This window comes from Streptomyces sp. NPDC024632 (assembly GCF_055559175.1).
Map to the genome: position 1 here is coordinate 83,418 of NZ_JBVHLD010000026.1, position 17,727 is coordinate 101,144.

Annotated in this window: 14 protein-coding genes and 2 pseudogenes; 9 read left to right on the forward strand and 7 right to left on the reverse strand. The window is 71.6% G+C overall.

The genetic code is table 11. The features are described from left to right. Positions 1-245: 245 nt before the first annotated feature. The 3 genes and pseudogenes from ACZ37P_RS36475 to ACZ37P_RS36485 form a co-directional block, all read left to right on the forward strand. Positions 246-695: pseudogene (locus ACZ37P_RS36475) on the forward strand (glycoside hydrolase family 78 protein); the annotation flags it as partial. 579 nt (positions 696-1,274) lie between these two features. Continuing rightward, a pseudogene (locus ACZ37P_RS36480) lies at positions 1,275-3,506 on the forward strand (family 78 glycoside hydrolase catalytic domain); the annotation flags it as partial. Positions 3,507-3,677: 171 nt separating this feature from the next. Beyond that, entirely contained in the window at positions 3,678-3,980 is a 303-nt protein-coding gene (locus ACZ37P_RS36485; protein ID WP_401314110.1) for a DUF1330 domain-containing protein, read from the forward strand. Positions 3,981-4,011: 31 nt separating this feature from the next. Here the strand turns inward: ACZ37P_RS36485 and ACZ37P_RS36490 are convergent, their stop codons facing one another. Further along, complete coding sequence (locus tag ACZ37P_RS36490; protein WP_467350742.1) at positions 4,012-4,551, reverse strand: hypothetical protein; 540 nt, start codon at positions 4,549-4,551, stop codon at positions 4,012-4,014. A 124-nt stretch (positions 4,552-4,675) separates the two neighbouring features. Between ACZ37P_RS36490 and ACZ37P_RS36495 the strand changes: the two genes are divergently transcribed. Continuing rightward, positions 4,676-5,899 carry a cytochrome P450 gene (locus tag ACZ37P_RS36495; RefSeq protein ID WP_391164328.1) on the forward strand — a complete coding sequence of 408 codons (1,224 nt, stop codon included), beginning with the start codon at positions 4,676-4,678 and terminating at the stop codon, positions 5,897-5,899. On the opposite strand, the gene ACZ37P_RS36500 is transcribed toward ACZ37P_RS36495, so the two are convergent. Then, positions 5,880-8,255 (reverse strand): FUSC family protein, encoded by a 2,376-nt coding sequence (locus ACZ37P_RS36500; RefSeq protein ID WP_467350743.1) that lies wholly within the window; start codon positions 8,253-8,255, stop codon positions 5,880-5,882. The genes ACZ37P_RS36495 and ACZ37P_RS36500 overlap by 20 nt on opposite strands. A gap of 125 nt (positions 8,256-8,380) precedes the next feature. On the opposite strand from ACZ37P_RS36500, the gene ACZ37P_RS36505 reads away from it, so the two are divergent. After that, complete coding sequence (locus tag ACZ37P_RS36505; RefSeq protein WP_467350744.1) at positions 8,381-8,977, forward strand: HD domain-containing protein; 597 nt, start codon at positions 8,381-8,383, stop codon at positions 8,975-8,977. Positions 8,978-9,149: 172 nt separating this feature from the next. Then, positions 9,150-10,130, forward strand: coding sequence for an AraC-like ligand-binding domain-containing protein (locus tag ACZ37P_RS36510; protein WP_391051911.1), 981 nt, complete (start codon positions 9,150-9,152; stop codon positions 10,128-10,130). A gap of 567 nt (positions 10,131-10,697) precedes the next feature. Here ACZ37P_RS36510 and ACZ37P_RS36515 read toward each other — a convergent pair. After that, positions 10,698-10,970 (reverse strand): hypothetical protein, encoded by a 273-nt coding sequence (locus ACZ37P_RS36515; RefSeq protein ID WP_401314103.1) that lies wholly within the window; start codon positions 10,968-10,970, stop codon positions 10,698-10,700. Positions 10,971-10,980: 10 nt separating this feature from the next. Between ACZ37P_RS36515 and ACZ37P_RS36520 the strand changes: the two genes are divergently transcribed. Beyond that, on the forward strand, positions 10,981-11,604 hold the full coding sequence (locus tag ACZ37P_RS36520) for a thaumatin family protein (protein ID WP_467350746.1): 624 nt from the start codon (positions 10,981-10,983) through the stop codon (positions 11,602-11,604). Here the strand turns inward: ACZ37P_RS36520 and ACZ37P_RS36525 are convergent. The 4 genes from ACZ37P_RS36525 to ACZ37P_RS36540 all read right to left on the reverse strand — a co-directional run bounded on the left by ACZ37P_RS36525 (position 11,577) and on the right by ACZ37P_RS36540 (position 15,879). Next, positions 11,577-12,374 (reverse strand): alpha/beta fold hydrolase, encoded by a 798-nt coding sequence (locus tag ACZ37P_RS36525; protein ID WP_467350748.1) that lies wholly within the window; start codon positions 12,372-12,374, stop codon positions 11,577-11,579. The genes ACZ37P_RS36520 and ACZ37P_RS36525 overlap by 28 nt on opposite strands. Positions 12,375-12,581: 207 nt before the next feature. Then, complete coding sequence (locus ACZ37P_RS36530) at positions 12,582-13,820, reverse strand: alginate lyase family protein (RefSeq protein WP_467350749.1); 1,239 nt, start codon at positions 13,818-13,820, stop codon at positions 12,582-12,584. 220 nt (positions 13,821-14,040) lie between these two features. Then, positions 14,041-15,228 carry a glycoside hydrolase family 88 protein gene (locus tag ACZ37P_RS36535; RefSeq protein WP_467350751.1) on the reverse strand — a complete coding sequence of 396 codons (1,188 nt, stop codon included), beginning with the start codon at positions 15,226-15,228 and terminating at the stop codon, positions 14,041-14,043. A 237-nt stretch (positions 15,229-15,465) separates the two neighbouring features. Beyond that, positions 15,466-15,879: a hypothetical protein gene (locus tag ACZ37P_RS36540; RefSeq protein WP_467350753.1), complete on the reverse strand. Its 414-nt coding sequence runs from the start codon at positions 15,877-15,879 to the stop codon at positions 15,466-15,468. Between the two features lie 214 nt (positions 15,880-16,093). Between ACZ37P_RS36540 and ACZ37P_RS36545 the strand changes: the two genes are divergently transcribed. Continuing rightward, complete coding sequence (locus ACZ37P_RS36545; protein ID WP_391164335.1) at positions 16,094-16,465, forward strand: YciI family protein; 372 nt, start codon at positions 16,094-16,096, stop codon at positions 16,463-16,465. Continuing rightward, entirely contained in the window at positions 16,462-17,718 is a 1,257-nt protein-coding gene (locus ACZ37P_RS36550) for an RNA polymerase sigma factor (RefSeq protein WP_467350755.1), read from the forward strand. Before ACZ37P_RS36545 ends, ACZ37P_RS36550 begins: the two co-directional genes overlap by 4 nt. The last annotated feature ends 9 nt before the right edge of the window (positions 17,719-17,727 follow it).

The window sequence follows — 17,727 nt, forward strand, 5'->3', positions numbered from 1 at the left end:
CTAAGTCCATCTCAGCAGCCGGTCAATAGGCGTGCGCCCGGAATTACCCGAAAGCCCACGACCAGGAAATTGAAACGTCTTTCAATGTCGACAACGATGTCCGATCCGATGGATCGGGTACACACCCCCGGATGGCGGCTGCACGCAACCGGGCCGCGTCAGAAGTATTGACGCCCCGCCGGGCGTTCTCATACGTTTCTCACGCCTCAATGGAGTGAATCGTTTCACTCACCGCAAGGAGTCCGATGTCCGGTTTTGCGCGGGAAAAACTGTCGTACGGGATCACCGTCGCGGTGCTGGTGACGTCGCTGTCCCTGGGCGGCGCGCCCTTCGCTCGCCCCCCGGCCGCGCAGGCCGCGTCCGGCGGAATCTCCGTGGGTGAGCTGACCGCTGACGCCACGACGGATCCGCTGGGCATCGACGATCCGCGTCCCGCGCTCGGCTGGAAACTGCGCGCCGCGGCCAACGGCCAGCGGCAGAGCGCCTATCGGGTGCTGGTGGCGAGCGACCCGGCCCGGCTGAACTCCCCGAAGGCGGATGTCTGGGACAGCGGCCGGGTGGCGACGGGCGATTCGACCGGCGTGCCCTACGGCGGTCCCGCGCTGGAGTCCTCGCGCACCTACTACTGGAAGGTGCAGGTCTGGGACGCCTACGGCCGGGCGTCGGCCTGGAGTCCGGTCGGGCGCTGGGAGATGGGCCTGCTGAACTCGGCGGACTGGAAGGGCGCGCGGTGGATCACCCCGGACACCGGCGGCGCCGACTCCTGGTCGGACTTCACCCTGGACACGGACTTCACCATCAAGGCGGGCGCGGCGAGCGTCCTGTTCCGCGTCAAGGACAGCCGCGACTACTACATGTGGCAGATCAACGCGGCCTCGACGCCCGGCAAGGTGCTGCTGCGCCCGCACGTCAAGAAGGACGGCTCCTTCGCCACCCTCGGTGAGGTCGACCTCAGCCCGGTGGTCACCACGGCGAACGCCGGAGCGCCCCACCACCTGACCGTCCGGGCGGACGGCGCCACGATCACCACCTCGGTCGACGGCACGCGGGTGGACACCCGGACCGACACCGCCTTCACCGCCGGCACCCTGGGCTTCCGCACCTCGACCACCGGCCATGTCGCCGAGGACGCCCTTTACGACAACCTCGTGGTGCGCGGCCTGGACGGGGCCACGCTGTTCTCCGACGACTTCTCCGCCTCGCCCGACCCGTCCTTCCCCGACTCGGCGGTCACCGACGGGCAGCTCGAACCCAAGGGCGACCCGGCACTGCTCGACCCGAACCCCGCGGCGCCCCTGCTCCGCAAGGGCTTCGCCCTCGACGGCCGGAAGAAGGTCACCAGGGCGCGGGCGTACGTCTACGGGCTCGGCTTCTACGAGATGCACCTGAACGGCGCGAAGGTCGGCGACCGGGTGCTCGCACCGGCGAGCACGCCGTACGACCAGCGCGATCTGTACGCCACGTACGACATCACCGGCTCCCTCAAACAGGGCGCCAACTCGGTGGGCCTCTGGCTGGGCAACGGATACGGGCCACGGTTCAGCCCGTACGGCTTCCGCTGGACCGGGCCCAAGCAGGCCGTCGTGCTGCTCGATGTCCGCTACTCCGACGGCACCCGGCAGAGCGTCGTCAGCGACGACTCCTGGAAGTGGTCGACCGGCGCCGTCACCGCCAATGACCTCTACGCGGGTGAGAGCTACAACGCCCGCCTGGACAAGCCGGGTTGGGACCGCGCCGGGTTCGACGACTCCGGCTGGCAGCCGGTGCGGACGGTGGCGGCGCCCTCCGACAAGCTCGTCGCGGACACCATGCCGCCGGTCAGGGTGACGGACACGCTCCGCGCGGTGGAGCTGACGCAGCCTCAGCCCGGCGTCTACGTCTACGACTTCGGGCAGAACATCGCGGGCTGGGAGCGGCTGCGGGTGACGGGTCCCGCCGGGACGACCGTGAGGATGCGGACGGCGGAGGAGGTCGGCGCGGACGGGACGCTGGACACGGCCACCAACAGGTCGGCGGCGTCCACCGATTCCTACACTCTGGCGGGCGCCCGTACGGCGGAGACGTACGAGCCGCGCTTCACCTACCACGGCTTCCGCTATGTCGAGGTCACCGGCTTCCCCGGCAGACCGGCCCTGAGCAGCCTGGACGCGCGCGTGGTGCACGCCGACGTGGCCTCCACGGGCACCTTCTCCTCCTCCGACGCGCTGCTGAACCAGATCTGGCGGAACAACCGGTGGAGCGTCCTCAACAACTCGATGAGCGTCCCGACCGACAATCCGGTCCGCGACGAGCGGACTCCTCCCGGCATGGACGTGCAGGCGTATCACGACGCGTCCACCCGTGAGTTCGGCATGGACCGCTACTACGCCAAGTACCTCCAGGACATGCCGCCCGGCACGGCCCTGCCGAACGACGCGGGCAACGCGCAGCAGCCCGACATGGGCGGCGACCAGATCACGCTGGCGTGGACGCTGTACGAGCAGTACGGCGACCGGGCGACGCTGGCGGCCACGTATCCGGCGATGAAGGCGTTCGTCGACAAGAACGCCGCCGATGTGCCGGGGCACATCTGGCCGAGCGACCGGGGCTTCGGCGACTGGTGTCCGCCGGACCGCGGCGCCAACGCCAACGGCGGTCGCGGCGGGCCGAACGCGGGTGCCTGCACCAGCGAGGTGTCGGTGGTGAACACCGCGCTGTCGTACCTCCAGGCGGTGGATGTCGCCAAGTCGGCGACGGCGCTGGGCCACAGCGCGGACGCCGCCCGTTACGGGACGCTGGCACGGGACATCAAGGACGCGTTCAACGCCGCGTTCCTCAACGCGGCGGGCGACACCTACGGGGACGGGCGGCAGACCACGAGCGTGCTGCCGCTGGCCTTCGGCATGGTGCCCGCGGCGCATGTGGCGGCCGTCGGACGGCAACTGGTCGCCACCATCACCGAGAAGGACGGCGGACACCTCGACACCGGCATCTTCGGCACCCGCTACCTGATGGACGCGCTCGCCGCGATCGACCGGATCGATGTGGCGATGACGGTGCTGGACCAGCGCACCTACCCCGGCTTCGGGTACGAGATCGGCCAGGGCGCGACGAGTTCGTGGGAGCAGTGGACGTACTACTCCAACATGGAGACCCACGACCACGCGATGTTCGCCGGTGTCAACGCCTCGCTCTACACGCGGTTGGCGGGCATCGAGCCGACCGGGCCGGCCTACCGTACGGTGACGGTCGCGCCGCGTATCCCTGCGGGGATGCGGCACGCCGCGGCCTCGATCGCCACCCCGCGCGGCACGGTCGCCAGTTCCTGGACCGTCGCGAACGGCCGGACCACGCTCGACGTCACGGTGCCGGTCGGCTCGACCGCGGCCGTCCATCTGCCGCTGCCCGGCGCACGGCATCCGCGGGTCGAGGCCACGCACGGCGCTCGGCTGCTGCACAGCGACGGCGAGGAGGCGGTCTACGCGATCGGTTCCGGCCACTGGCGGTTCACCGCGGCGGGCCGGTGAACCGATCGCGGACCGGAGCGTGACAGTCACGCCAATTCCCGCACGGCACGGGGACTTTGGGACCATTGCGCGGCCGTCCCGAATTCGGCATGCTGAGCGCCGGATCACATGTGATCCACAGCGTTCCACGTCATGTGACGTATTTCGCAGCCGAATTCGGGGAGACCGCAGATGACCGCGTATGTCCTGCTGGAAATCCAAGTGACCGACATGGCCGCCATGGCGGACTACCGGGAGATCGCCCAGAAGGCGGTGGCCGAATTCGGCGGCGAGTACCTGATGATCAACGCCAGGCCCGAGGCGGTCGAGGGCACGTGGGACGGTGCCAAGGGCCTGACGCTGCTGTCGTTCAGCAGCGTGGAGCAGGCGCGGGCCTGGTACACCTCGGACACCTACGCGCCCGGCATCGAGATCGCCAAGAAGGCGACCGTGCGGCGCCTCGCCATTCTTCCCGGCTTCGGCGAATCGGTCTGACCGGTTCGGCGCTGTATACGGTCGGCGGGGATCAGGGCAGTTCGAGCATCGGCTCGCCGCAGGACTGGCATTCGGCGTACACATCGAGGTCGTTGAGGATTTCGGCGTATTCGCCGTGTCCCTTGAGCGCGGCCGTGGCCGCGAGCAGATAACCCGTGGTGACCTGGTCGTGCTCGCCCGCCACCAGCGTCTCCCCGAGCAGGGCCAGTGCCTCGGGGAGCGCCTGCCGGTACGCCTGCGCGAGGTCGTCGGGCAGGCCGTCCCAGACCTGTCCGTACTCGCCCGAGCACATGGCGACGAGCCCGATCACGTACAGGTAGTCGTCCCTCTCGGCCGCCGGAAGGCCGCGCGCGATGGTGACGATGTGCGGCACGGCGGCGTACGCGGCGGGCCAGGCGGTGCCCTCGGAGCAGAGGTACGGCCACAGGTCGTCGAAGCGTTCGCGGTCGGCGGGGTGGTCGATCAGGTGGCGCAGTTCGTCGGGCACGCAGGGGGCGTCGGAACCGCCCTTGCCGTTCGACCGGTCGCGGTGGTCGAGCGTGGTCCAGCGGGGGTCGTCCAGAGGCAGCATGGCCAGGAGTGTAGAGGTCCGCACAGGGCGCGAAAGCGCCTAGGTGCGGCTGCCCGCCGTGCCCTAGCGTCGTGACCGCCCGCATGCCGTACGCGCCCGTGAGCAGGGAAGCAGAGGACGTATCGTGACCGTCATACCGCAACCGCCAGACATCCTCTCGCCGCAGTTCGCCGCCGACCCGTATCCGGCCTACCGCGTCCTGCGGGAGCACTACCCCGTCGTCTTCCACGAGGGCACCGGCAGTTGGCTGCTGTCGCGGTACGAGGACGTCGAACGGGCCTTCCGCGACCCGGTGTTCACCACCGACAACTACGCCTGGCAGCTCGAACCGGTGCACGGCGGGCGGACCATCGTGCAGATGAGCGGGCGGGAGCACTCCGTCCACCGGGCGCTGGTGGCACCGGCCTTCCGCGGCCGGGAGTTACGGGAGCGGTTCCTGCCGGTGATCGAGCGCAACGCGCGCGATCTGATCGACGCCTTCCGTGACGCCGAACAGGCGGACCTGGTCGATCAGTTCGCGACCCGCTTCCCGGTCAATGTGATCGTCGACATGCTCGGGCTCGACCGCGACGACCACGACCGCTTCCACGCCTGGTACGCCGCCGTGGTCGGCTTCTTCGCCAATCTCGCGCAGGACCCCGAGGTAGCCGAGGCCGGGATGCGCGCGAGCCGGGAGCTGGCCGCGTATCTGGTGCCGATCGTCCACCGGCGGCGGGCCGAGCCGGGCGAGGACCTGCTGTCGTCGCTGTGCACGGCGGAGATCGACGGCACGGTGATGACCGACCAGGACATCACCTCGTTCGTGAGCCTGCTGCTGTCCGCGGGCGGCGAGACCACCGACAAGGCGATCTCCGGGATGTTCCGCAATCTGCTGGCCAACCCCGAGCAGTTGGAGGCCGTGCGGGCCGACCGCGACTTGGTGGCGGCGGCCTTCGCGGAGTCCCTGCGGTTCACTCCCCCGCTCCAGATGATCATGCGGCAGCCGGCCCAGGACGTCACGCTCCACGGCGTCACCATCCCGGCGGGCGCGACGGTCACCTGTCTGATCGGCGCGGCCAACCGGGACGAGCGGCATTACGACAGGCCCGACACCTTCGACATCCACCGCACGGACCTGACCACCGCGAACGCCTTCAGCGCCGCCGCCGACCACCTGGCGTTCGCGCTCGGGCGGCACTTCTGCGTGGGCGCGCTGCTGGCGAAGGCCGAGGTGGAGGTCGGCGCCAACCAACTCCTGGACGCCTTCACCGAGATGGGCTTCGCCGACGGGACGCCGGCCCCGGACAGCGGGGTGTTCGTCCGCGGTCCGCAGCGGCTCGACCTGAGCCTCACGCCCGCGACGACCTGACCCGCAGCGCCGGACGCGGGCCGAACGGGCCGCGGCCCTGTCGCAGGGTCGCGGCGGCCCGCGCCGGGCGCAGGATGCCCGCCTGGAGGCGGCGGGCCGCGTCGGTGTGGTCGAAGGTCCAGATCATCTTGACGGCGGTGGAGGTGCCGCGCCCGTCGTCGGCGGTGAGGTCGCGGCGTACGGCGTCGAGCAGCCGCCCGTCCGCGGCCTCGTCGCGGGCGGCACGGTCGGGGACGGCGCCGGAGCCCGCGAGGGCCCGCGCGGCGGCCTCGTACCAGTCGACCAGCAAGGTGCCCGCGTAGAGGATCTCGCCGCGGGCCGCCGTCCTGTCCTCCTGCGAGGTGACGGTCTCGCGCTCCCACAGGTCGAGGATCGCGTCGGAGGTGAGCCGCAGTGCGGCGACGCCGGTGATGAGGGTCGTCACGTCGGCCAGCGGGATGTGCTTGGTGCCGCGCTCGGCGAGGAAGCCGCGGAAGGCGTCGTCGAGGCGGCGCGAGGCGGCGGCGGCCCGGCGCCGCTCGTCCTGCGGGGTGGCGGGCGCGGGGGCGGCGGCGTCGCAGCGGGCGACGCCGTACTGGATGGCGCCGCGCAGATAGTGGGCGCCTTCCTCGTAGGCGTCGGCCAGTGCCTGGCCGAGGGCGCGTCCTGCCCCGCGTGGCCAGAACAGCGCCCCGGCCACCAGGGAGACCCCGCAGCCGAGGGCGACGTCCTCGACGCGGACGAGCCCGATCTGCCAGCCCGCGGGCTCGATGATGTTGTAGAGGATGAGCAGGACGGTGGTGAATCCGGCCTGTCCGGCGGCGAAGGAGATGGCGGCGGGCGCGAGTCCCGCGAAGGCCACGGCGAAGGGCAGCAGCAGCCACAGGGCGGTGGTGTGGGTGCCGACGCCGTAGACGATGCCGCCGCCGATGACGAAGCCGACGCCCGTGCCGAGCAGGCCGCGCAGCGCGTTCTGGCCGGTGCTCAGGGCGTTGGAGCGCAGCACCGCGAGGGTGCCGAGGACGACCCAGAACGAGTGCTGGACTCCGGTCGACTCGGCGAGCAGGACGGCCAGGGCGAGCGCGATGGCGCCGCGGACGCTGTTGTGCAGCCAGACGGAGTGGCGCTCGACGTGGGCCCCGGCGCGTTCCTGCGCGGAGGACAGGAAGGACGGCACGCCCGAGGGCCCGCGGCCCAGGACGTGGTCCCACCAGCCGCGGCGCAGGGCGGCGACGGTGAGGCCGATGTTGGTGGCCATGGCGGAGATCGCGAAGCTCATCTCCTGGGCGCGGAAGCTCGGTTCGAGGGCGCCGAGGATTCCGGCCATGGCGTCGTCGGCGGCAGGGGTGTCGGGCGCGCCGGACGGGCCCGGCGCGTCGGCGGAGCCTGACTTCGTCGTCCGGGGCCGGTGCAGCGGCAGATCGCCGGTGACGGCCGTCTCCATCGCCTCGCGGGCGGCCTCCAGCCGCCGCAGGTCGCGCTCCAGCTCCGCGGAGCTGTCGGCGACCGACTCCAGGCTGGCCGCGCCGTGTTCGAGCAGGGTCGCGGCGGCCACCTTCACGTCGCAGACGACCGCGTCCGTCGGCCCGGGCTCCTCGTCGAGCGGCATGCGCTCCAGGATCGCGTCGAGCCACACCACCTGGTCGACCAGCCGGACGAGCGTGCGCGCCGACGTGGACAGTCCCGTGGGGCGGTACGGCGTCCCGAAGAACGAGGTGCGCAGCGCGGCGACGGCGGCGCCCGCCTCGTCGGACAGCGCCCGGTACTCGGCCGCGCCGACCGGTCCGAAGCCGCCGCGGACGCAGTCGACCTCGGAGCGCAGCCGCCGGGCCAGCAGCGCGCACGCCGTGGCGGTGGCCAGCCGCAGCGGTTCGCGCCGGGGCGCGGGCCAGAGCAGGCCGACGGCGATCACCGACGCCGCGCCGGCCAGCAGCCAGCCCGCGAGCCGGTCGGGCAGCGCGCTCACCGGGGCGGGCAGCGTCACCGGCAGCACGAAGGCGACCAGCAGCGCGGTCGAGGCGCTGGCCAGCACCGAGCTCACGACCCCGGCGAACAGCACGAGGAAGCCGACGACGAGGGTGACCAGGACGGCCAGCCACGCCGTCCGCGACGCGAGCGTCCCGACGGTGACCAGGACCGCGCCCGCCGCCACCAGACCGGTCTGCGCGGCGAGCCGTTGGCCCATGGCGCCGCTGAAGTCGACGAAGAGCAGGCCGGACAGCGCGCCGAACGAGGCGAAGGTGGCCATGGCCGGGTTGCCGACGACCTTGTCGCACAGGGCGAACAGGGCGGGCATGACGATCGCGGCGCGTCCGGCGCGGCGCAGCGCGGACAGGTCCGCGTCGCGGGTGCGGAGCCAGTTCAGGACGTTCAGCACGGGGGTGCCCCGTGTCGTCGTGCCCGCCGCGCCGCGTCCGGTTCTGTGGTCATCAGCAGAGCATCGCACTCCGTACGGCCGCCCGCGGGCCCCCGGCGCGGGGTGTCGGGTCATACGCTGCGGAAGTGAATCTTCCCACCGCCGAGAGCGTGCGCGCGCTGCACGAGAAGTACGCTCCGACCCGTGAGTCCCTGTCCCTCGTCCGCACCCACTGCGAGATCGTGGCGCGGATCGCCCTCGACCTGGCCGCGCGTTCGCCCGAGCCGGTGGACACCGGGCTCGTCGAGACCGGTGCGCTCCTGCACGACATCGGTGTCTACCGGCTGGGCGACGACGCGTACGTCCGGCACGGTGTGCTCGGCCACGAGCTGCTGCGCGCGGAGGGCCTGCCGGAGGAGCTGTGCCGTTTCGCCTCCCACCACACCGGCGTCGGGCTGACGCGCGCCGACATCGAGCGACAGCGGCTGCCCATCCCGCCCGGTGAGTATGTCGCCGAGTCCGTCGAGGAGCGGCTGGTGATGTACGCGGACAAGTTCCACTCGAAGTCGAGCCCGCCGAAGTTCCTGGACGCCGCCGCGTACGCCGGGAAGGTGGCGCGGTTCGGCCCGGACAAGGTGGTCGCGTTCCGCGCGCTGATCGCCGAATTCGGTGAGCCGGACCTCGACCCACTGATCGCCGAGTACGGGCACCGCGTCCTGCGCGGTGACGCGCGAAGGACCTGACCGGAGGGTGTGCCGGGGCGGCGGCCCGGCCGGGTGCCGTGCGGGGCTCGCCGGGGCGCATGGCAAACTCACCGGGGTCGCCGACGCGGCGCCGTACGTTCCGCTTTCCGGGACGGCCGGGGCGGGCACGACGTCGGCGGCGCGATGTCGCGGTGCGGAAGTGGGTGTGGCGATGCTGGCGGAGACGGTCTTCCGCAGCGAGGACCTGGCGGTCGAGGACCGATTCGACGCCTGGCGCGAGTGCATGAACCGTACGCACGCCCCGATGCGGCTGGAGAGCGAGTGCGCGGCCGACTTCAAGGCGCATCAGCGGCTGATCGGGCTGGGCGCGGTGTCGATCTGGCCCGCGACCTTCGAGCAGCTGGTCTTCCTGCGCACCCCGAAGCTGATCCGGCAGTCCGACCCCGAGGTCTACCACCTCTCGCTCCTGCTGAGCGGTGAGGCCGGGGTGTCGTGGGGCCGGGAGGAGAACTCCTACGGCGCGTTCGACATCCACACCAACGACTCCTCGCGGCCGTACGAGATCTGGACCGGGCACGGCTCGATCTCCTCGGTGGGCGTCGAGATCCCCAAGGTGCTGCTGCCGCTTCCGCAGCACCGGCTGGACAAGGTGATCGGGCGGCACATCACCGGACGCGAGGGCGTGGGCGCGCTGCTCGCGCAGTTCCTCACCCAGCTCGCCGCGGACACCGTGCCGTACGCGCCCTCCGACGGTCCTCGGCTGGGCGCCGTGCTGGTCGACCTGGTGGCGGCGCTCCTCGCGAACGCCCTGGACGCCGAGGCGGCGCTGACACCGGAGACGCGGACCCGGGCGCTCACCTTGCGGGTGAAGTCCTTCATCCGGCAGAATCTCCACGACCCAGAGCTGACGCCTCGTCATATCGCCGCGGTGCACCACATTTCGCGCAGTTACCTGCACCGGCTCTTCCAGGCGGAGGACGAGACGGTCGCCTCGTACATACGCCGCCTGCGGCTGGAGGGCGCACGCCGCGACCTGGCCGATCCGGCGCTGCTGGAGACGCCGATCCATCTCATCGCGGCCCGCTGGGGCTTTCCGCGGGCGGCCGACTTCAGCCGCGCCTACCGCGCCGTCCACGGGGCGGCGCCCACCGACCACCGCCAGCGGTCCGTACGTCCGGGTGCGGGTTCCTAGGGCGGCTCCGGCCGTTGTGGACGCATTGCCAAGTCGTCAGGCGACCGGCTGCTAACGACAGGCAGGTGCCGTGACCGGCAGGCTTGCCCGTGCATGCCCCAGGTCGGACCCGCCACCCGCGGACCCCGGCCACGGGGCGGCCCGTCCGTCGCCCATGAGGGCGGTCCACGGACGGTTCGCCGACAGACAGGAACCGATCATGCACCTCGACACGCCGAAGGCGGCCCGCCGCCGCGCCAACTGGCTCCCGTTCCACGACGACGAGACCTAGCGGAATCCCGGACGGCAGGCGCCGGCCCTTCCTCCGCGCCTCGGCCGGACGGCCGGGGCGCGACGGCGGTTGCGGTCCGAATGACAGGGGCGGGAGCCACGGGGGTGTTCCCGCCCTTCGCCATGCCGTCGCCGGACGGTTTGTGTTATCCGGCCGCGTCCCACGGGGTCTCCGACGTGTACCGATGCACGTGGCACGGCTGGAGGCGGCACGATGGGACGCAGGCGGCGGACGAGATCCGTACGGGGCTGGTGGGGGCTGGTCGTGGCCGCCGTGGTCGCGAGCGGGGTGGTCTACTACTGGCCGTCCTCGCCGGGTGGTGACGGGTCCGCGAGTACGGAGGCGGTGACCCGCCAGGCCGCGGCTTCGGCTCCGGCGGCCCCGACCGTGTCCGGGTCGCCGACGGCGTCCGCGACCGCGACCCGCGCGTCCGCCTCGCCGTCGGCGACCGCGCGCCCGTCGCAGCGGCCGAGTCCCAAGCCGTCGTCGCCGAAGCCGTCCGCGCCGAAGTCAGCGGCGGCCGGGGCCGGTTCGGGCGGCGGGCGGACGATCACCGTCGTCAACCGCACGCAGGAGACGGTGTGGGCGATCGTCACCGGCACCGCCGCGTATCCGAACGGCCGGGAGCTGCGGCCGGGGCAGAGCACGTCCCTCACCGTGGGCAACAAATGGGGCGGCCGGATCTGGGGCCGTACCGGCTGCACGTCCGGCGGTCAGGGCGCGTGCCTGACCGGGGACTGCACGTCGCAGTGCTCGGGCGCCAACCCGCCCACCACACTGGGTGAGTTCACCTTCGACGCGTACGCCGGGCTCGACTTCTACGACGTCAGCATGGTCGACGGCGCGAATCTGCCGATGTACATCAACATCTCGCACACCGTGACCGCCGATCCGGTGAGCGCGACGGGCTGCTACAAGGGCGCGTGCACCAAGCCGGTGGACTGCCCCAGCGCCATGCGGGCCATGTCGGGCGGCCGGGTCGTCGGCTGCAAGCCGCCGTGCGCGGCCTTCGGCGGGGACACCTACTGCTGCCAAGGCTCCTGGGCCGGGCGGGAGAACTGCGTGCCGTCGAAGTGGCCGGTGGACTACACGCAGGTGTTCAAGAAGGCCGCGCCGTACGCCTATTCGTACGCCTTCGACGACGCGGCGACGATGTCGTGCAAGGGGCGGTGCGACTACCGGGTGACCTTCGGCGTCACCTGAGCCGCGCGCGGGTTCTCGCTCCACCGCTCCCCCAGGAAGTCCTTCAGCAGGTGGGTGACGGCGGCGGGCCGTTCCATGCTGGGCAGGTGTCCGGCCCAGGGCAGTTCGAGGTGGTCGGCGTCGGCGAGCAGTCCGGGCAGCCGGGCGGCGATCTGCCGGAAGTCCGCCAGGTCGTGGGCGCCGGAGACGACGAGGGACGGCGCCCGTACCGCCGCGAGGTCGTACGGCGGGCGGAGCTGGTCGAACTCCTCGGCGGCGAGCTGGACTTCGTAGGCGTTCCGCTGCTGGACGCGTACGGCCTGCCGGGTGGCCTCGTCGCCCTCGGGGCCGATCCAGGTCTCGACCATCAGCTCGACGGCGCCCGCGAGGTCGCCCGCCTCCAGCAGCGCCTCCTCGCGTTCGTCCAGCGCGTCGAGTTCGGCGGAAGCTTCGTGCCCGGCCATTCCCGGGCACAGCAGCACCATCGCGCCGACCCGCTCGGGGTGGCGCGCGGCGATCTCCAGCGAGGTCTTGCCGCCGTAGGAGGCGCCGACGAGCGCCGCCTGACCGATCCCGAGCGTGTCGAGGAGTCCGATCACGTCGTCGGCGTTGTTGTACGGCGCGTCCGGCGCGGGGGTCCGGCCGAAGCCGCGCAGGTCGCAACGGATGACGCGGTAACCGGCGTCGGCCAGCGGCTGCCATTGCGGGTCCCACATCCGCCGGTCGCAGACCCCGGCGTGCAGGAATACCAGTGCGGGGCCGTCGCCCGCCGTGTCGTAAGAGAGAGTCATCCGGCAGACGGTACGCACCGCGCCGCGTGATTCCCTCCGGTTTTCGCTCTCGGCGACACTGTCGGCCGCCGCTGCCGGGGCCGAACATCCGGTGTCCGTCAGGCGCTTGCCGGACGCCGTGGCCGCGGGGCTCCGCGCAGAGCGCGCGACGAGGCCGCGCAGCCCGGTGGGGTGCGCGGCCCTCGCGTGATTCGCCGTCCGCGTGGGTCAGTTGGGGTTCTCGGCGTTCGTAAGGGTCTCCCAGGCCACGAAGAGGTTGTTGGAACCGGCGGGGCGGTTGTTCTGCGTGAGGGTCTGCGTGTTGGTCATCGCGACCCCGCGCCGGGTGTGCAGCGCGTTGTAGCCGGTCTCGGTGATCGGGCCGAGGCCGCGGTTGACACTGCCGTTGCACAGCCAGCTCGGCGGCGCCGTACCCAGTTCGTACTTGGACTGGAAGCCGAGCGCCTGCCGCAGCCGCTCGCCGATGTCCGTGCCGTACAGGTCGTCGCCCTGGATGCGGCTGGTCTCGGCGATGTGCGAGATCGCGGAGATGCCGTAGCCGGTGTGCGTGAAGTCGCGGCAGGTCTCCTGGGTCAGCCCGTCGACGAAGGTGGACTGCCCCTGCCAGTAGCTGACGATCTTGGCCTTGGTGTCGAGGTTCTGGCTCGGCACCGTCTTGGGGAGCGCCCCGTCCGCGGCGATGTAGACATAGGCCGCGGCGCGGGTGCGGAACTTGGCCATCGCCTTGTCGTAGTCGGTCTTGTCGTCGAGGAAGACGGAGATGCCGACGGCGGCCTCCATCATCGACAGCTCCCAGTTGCCGTTGCTGTTCGAGCCGTTGATGATCTCGGGCAGGTAGACATTGCGGAGCATGGTGCCGAAGCGCCCGGCGTTCGGCCAGCCGCCGGTGTAGGTCGACTTGATGATGTCGGCGGCCTTGGGCCACGACGAGCCCGCCCAGCCGGTCTGCAACGGGGCGTTGCTGTTGGTGTGCTGGGTGATCGTCGCCGACCACGCGTCCATCAGCTTGATGGACTCCTGCGCGTAGCGCGCGTCACGGGTGAAGTACCAGGCCAGGGCGTCGGTGTAGGCCGCTATCGCGTCCTCGCGCTCGTCCGTGCAGCCGTTGTTGGGGTTGGAGTAGGAGCCGCACTCGACGTTCGCGCGCGGCTTGGGCGTACGGGTCAGCGAGGCGTACGAGCTGGCCATCATCTGGTTGTACGCGCTCTTCCACGGCTCGGCGTTGGCCTGCACCTTGGCACGGGCGAAGTCGAGTTGGGCGGCGGAGACGGTCACTCCGGGGTGGACGAAGGCGGCCGGTGCGGCGCTGGCGCGCTGGGCGCCTCCGGGCCAGGCGGAGAAACCGGTTACAAGGGCCGCGGCCGCACAGGCGGCGGTGACCAGCAGAACGGGGCGCCGTACGCGGCGGCGGTGGCGCGCGGGCGAGGGCGTGGAGGTGCCTGCCATGCGGTGACCATCCGATCTTGAGTGGGGGGCTGTTCGTGAGCGGCGCGCTCCCGGGTGTGCGCTTTGGTGAGCGCGTGTTCCCCGGCGTGCACCGTGGCGTTCCTGAGTGTGAACCGAGCTTGCATTTCTGAACACTTGACTGACCGCAGACCATAGGTACGGACTAATACCCCCGTCAAGCCCCTGCGCGGTGCGGGAGTTGGCCGAACCCGGCTCGCGATCAGGTGGCGAGCGCCGCGAGTTCGGTCCCGGCGAGCAGGAATCCGCCGACGCCGAAGTCGGCCGTGCTGTCGTACGTCACGGGCTGGCTGGAGTCCGGCCGGTCGCCGACCTTCTGGACGTAGCCGAGGGTGCCGTCGGGGTGAACCGCCGTGGCCAGCAGGCCGTTCCAGGCGCGCGCGGCGACCGGCAGATACGTGGCCCGGTCGACGAGTCCCGCGCGTACGGCGTACGCGGTGCCGTAGGCGAAGAAAACGGTTCCACTCGTTTCGGGGCCGGGGAAGTGCGCGGGGTCGGCGAGGTTGACGTTCCAGAAGCCGTCGGTGCGCTGCACCGCGGCGACCGCCCGTACCAACTCCTTGAGCGTGGCGCGGTATTCGGCGGTGTCGGCCTGATCGGCGGGCAGCGCCTTGAGGGTCTTGGCGTGCGCGGCGGCGACCCAGCCGTTGCCGCGCGACCACAGCACGGGCTTGCCCGAGGGCGAGAGGATGCCGCCGGGCAGGAAGTTCTTGTCGCGGTACCACAGCCCGGTGGCCGGGTCGTGGAGACCGGGGCCGCCCTCGGCCGACTTGGTGTGCCGGTACAGGTCGTGCAGCTTGCGGTGGTAGTTCGCGTCGCCGCGCAGCACGCCCAGGCGGGCGAAGGGCGACATCGCCATGTGCAGCGCGTCGTCCCACCACCAGTCGTCGTCCTTGCCGGCCTGGTCGGTGTAGACCATGCGGTGCAGGCAGGTCTCGATCGCGGTCAGCTTCGCCGGGTCGGGTTCGATCTCGTACAGGTCCAGATACACCTGGCCCGCGCACTGGTTGTCCGCGTTGCGGGTGGTCGTGCCGCCGTTGAGGCCGTAGTTGTTCCGCTCGGCCCAGGAGCGCGCGTAGGCCAGATAGCGGGTGTCGGACGTCAGCCGGTACAGGGCGGTCAGGCCGCTGAAGAAGGTGGCGTTGGCCCACTGGTTGTTGCCGGGGTCGGTGTGGGCGCCGATCCAGTGGTCGGCGACGCGGCGCAGTGCGGTGACGACGGCCGCCCTGGTGGGCAGCACCGGGGAGGGCGGGGCGGCGGCAGAGGCCCCGGCGCGGGCGGTGGCGTGCGCGGTGGCGTGCGCGGTGGCGTGCGCGGTGGCGGGGATCGCGGTCGCGGTGGCGGTCGCGGCGAGTGCCGCACCGCCGATCAGGAAGTGGCGTCGGTCCATCGGAGTCTCCAAGTGCCGTGCGTGCTCGGTGCGCTGCGGGCATGGACGGCCGGTGGTGGCGTCGGTACGGCTCGGCTCTCGGCTCTCGATGCGGGTGACGCGCGGGTGGCGCGTACGGGACGCTCACTCACCGGCGAATTCAAGGACATGAACGATGAGTGTCCTTGTGAACTCGATGGAGCTTAGATGACCGCGCCCGCCGTACGTCAACCCCGGTCGCGCTGACTCCGGTGAGGTTCACCCCGGCGGTGAAGGGCGACCTGGCCGTGCGCACCAGCTCGGCGGCCGGACCGGGCGGGAGCCGGTCACTGGCGGCGGTGGCACCGGCGAGCGTACGGCCGGCGGCGGGGCCGCGTCGGGCGGCGCGCCCGACATCCGGTGCTGGACACCGCTCGCGCCGAGGTCGGCGGTCACTCGGGGCAGCGCGAGGAACAGCGAGGTCATGTCCGTCGCCACCAGCAGCGTCGGCAGGGCGAGCAGGGTCGGGCCCAGCCACTCGCGCCGGTCCGCCCGGCGCGCCCGTATCCCCGTTGTCCGGCATGTCCGCTCCTCCGCCGTGTCGGGTCTCTTTCCCGCACCGGTCGGAGCGGCGACGGGCTTCTTGAGGTCCGGCTGGAAGAATTTTTCGGAGCGGGCCGGACCGGGCCGCATTGGAGCGGATCGGCACGGATCGAAACGTATCGGCACGGATCGGAACGGGCCGGAATTCGATGCGCCGCCGATGTCAAGAAGCCGTCCGCGGCTCCGACTGTGTGGTGCACGGACCCGGAAGGGGTTCGGCGTACGGCACACACGTACGACATACGCGCGGGACGTCCGAGCAGGGCATCCGCGGACGGCGTCCACGCGGGACAGAGGAGTAGCGATGAAGTTTCTGCTGATCATGCACATGAACCCGGCGGTGTGGAACGCGCTGACCGAGGAGGAGCGCAACGAGGTCATGGGCGGCCACGACGCCTTCATCAACACGGTCACCGAGTCGGGCGAGATGATCCTCACCCAGGGCCTGGCCGACATCTCGCAGAGCGCCGTCGTGCGGGTCCGCGACGGGCAGCGGGTCGTCACCGACGGGCCGTACCTGGAGACCAAGGAGTACCTCGGCGGCTTCTACCTGGTCGACTGCGAGAACCGCGAGCGCGCTCTGGAGCTCGCCGCGATGATCCCCGACGCGAAGGTGGAGGGGCTGGGCATCGAGGTGCGCCAGGTGATGTTCTCCGGTGGACAATTGGAGATGTGAGCACCGACACCGTGACCGAGGACCTGCTGCGCGAGCTGACGCCGCAGGTCCTCGGTGTGCTGGTCCGCAGGCACGGCCAGTTCGAGGAGTGCGAGGACGCCGTGCAGGAGGCGGTGCTCGCCGCGGCCGTGAAGTGGCCGGCCGACGGTGTGCCGGACCATCCGCGCGGCTGGCTGATCACCGCTGCCTCCCGCCGGCTGATCGACCAGATCCGCAGCGACCACGCCCGCAAGGCGCGGGAGACGGCCGCGGCGGCCCAGTCCCCCGAGCGGGAGGCGGGCGTCAGCCCGGGTCCCGGCGAGGACGGCGCGCCGGAGGGTGACGACACCCTGATACTGCTGTTTCTGTGCTGCCACCCGGCGCTGACGCCCGGCTCGCAGACCGCCCTGACCCTGCGCGCGGTCGGCGGTCTGACCACGGCGGAGATCGCCCACGCGTTCCTGGTGCCTGAGGCCACCATGGCCGTACGGATCAGCCGGGCCAAGCAGCGGATCAAGGCGGCGGGCAGCCGCTTCACCCTGCCCGAGGCACGCGAGCGCGAGGAACGGCTGCGGGTCGTCCTGCACGTGCTGTACCTGATCTTCAACGAGGGCTACACCGCGACTTCCGGGGCCGCGCTGCACCGCGCCGACCTCGCCCGCGAGGCGATCCGGCTGACCCGTGTGGTCGATCGGCTGCTGCCCGACGACGGCGAGGTCGCCGGCCTGCTCGCCCTCATGCTCCTCACCGACGCGCGCCGCGCCGCCAGGACCGGGCCCGGCGGCGACCTGATCCCGCTGGACGAGCAGGACCGTACGCGCTGGGACGCCGACCTGATCGCCGAGGGCACCGCCTTGATCAGTACGGCCATGGCCCGCTCGGCGCTCGGGCCGTATCAGCTCCAGGCCGCCATCGCCGCGACGCACGCCGCCGCGGAGCGCACCGAGGACACCGACTGGCACCAGGTGCACACCCTGTACAAGATCCTGGAGCGGATCGCGCCCAACCCGATGGTCACCCTCAACCGCGCCGTCGCCCTCGCCGAGATCCAGGGGCCGCGGGCCGGGCTCGACCTGCTGGCCACCTTGGACGACGACGCCCGCGTCGAGGGTCACCACCGGCTCCACGTCGTTCGCGCCCATCTCCTGGAGCGCTCCGGCGACCTCCCGGCCGCCCGCGAGCACTATCTTCTGGCCGCCCGCGGCACGGCCAGCCTCACCGAGCGCCGCTTCCTGGAGTCCCGCGCGAGCCGTCTGAAGCCCGGCGCGCGCTGAGCGGGTGAC

Coding starts and splice junctions, on each gene's coding strand:
- ACZ37P_RS36485 (WP_401314110.1), top strand. CDS start 3,678: ATGACCGCGTATGTCCTGCTGGAAATCCAAGTGACCGACATGGCCGCC.
- ACZ37P_RS36525 (WP_467350748.1), bottom strand. CDS start 12,374: ATGACTCTCTCTTACGACACGGCGGGCGACGGCCCCGCACTGGTATTC.
- ACZ37P_RS36490 (WP_467350742.1), bottom strand. CDS start 4,551: ATGCTGCCTCTGGACGACCCCCGCTGGACCACGCTCGACCACCGCGAC.
- ACZ37P_RS36540 (WP_467350753.1), bottom strand. CDS start 15,879: ATGCGGCCCGGTCCGGCCCGCTCCGAAAAATTCTTCCAGCCGGACCTC.
- ACZ37P_RS36545 (WP_391164335.1), top strand. CDS start 16,094: ATGAAGTTTCTGCTGATCATGCACATGAACCCGGCGGTGTGGAACGCG.
- ACZ37P_RS36535 (WP_467350751.1), bottom strand. CDS start 15,228: ATGGACCGACGCCACTTCCTGATCGGCGGTGCGGCACTCGCCGCGACC.
- ACZ37P_RS36510 (WP_391051911.1), top strand. CDS start 9,150: ATGCTGGCGGAGACGGTCTTCCGCAGCGAGGACCTGGCGGTCGAGGAC.
- ACZ37P_RS36530 (WP_467350749.1), bottom strand. CDS start 13,820: ATGGCAGGCACCTCCACGCCCTCGCCCGCGCGCCACCGCCGCCGCGTA.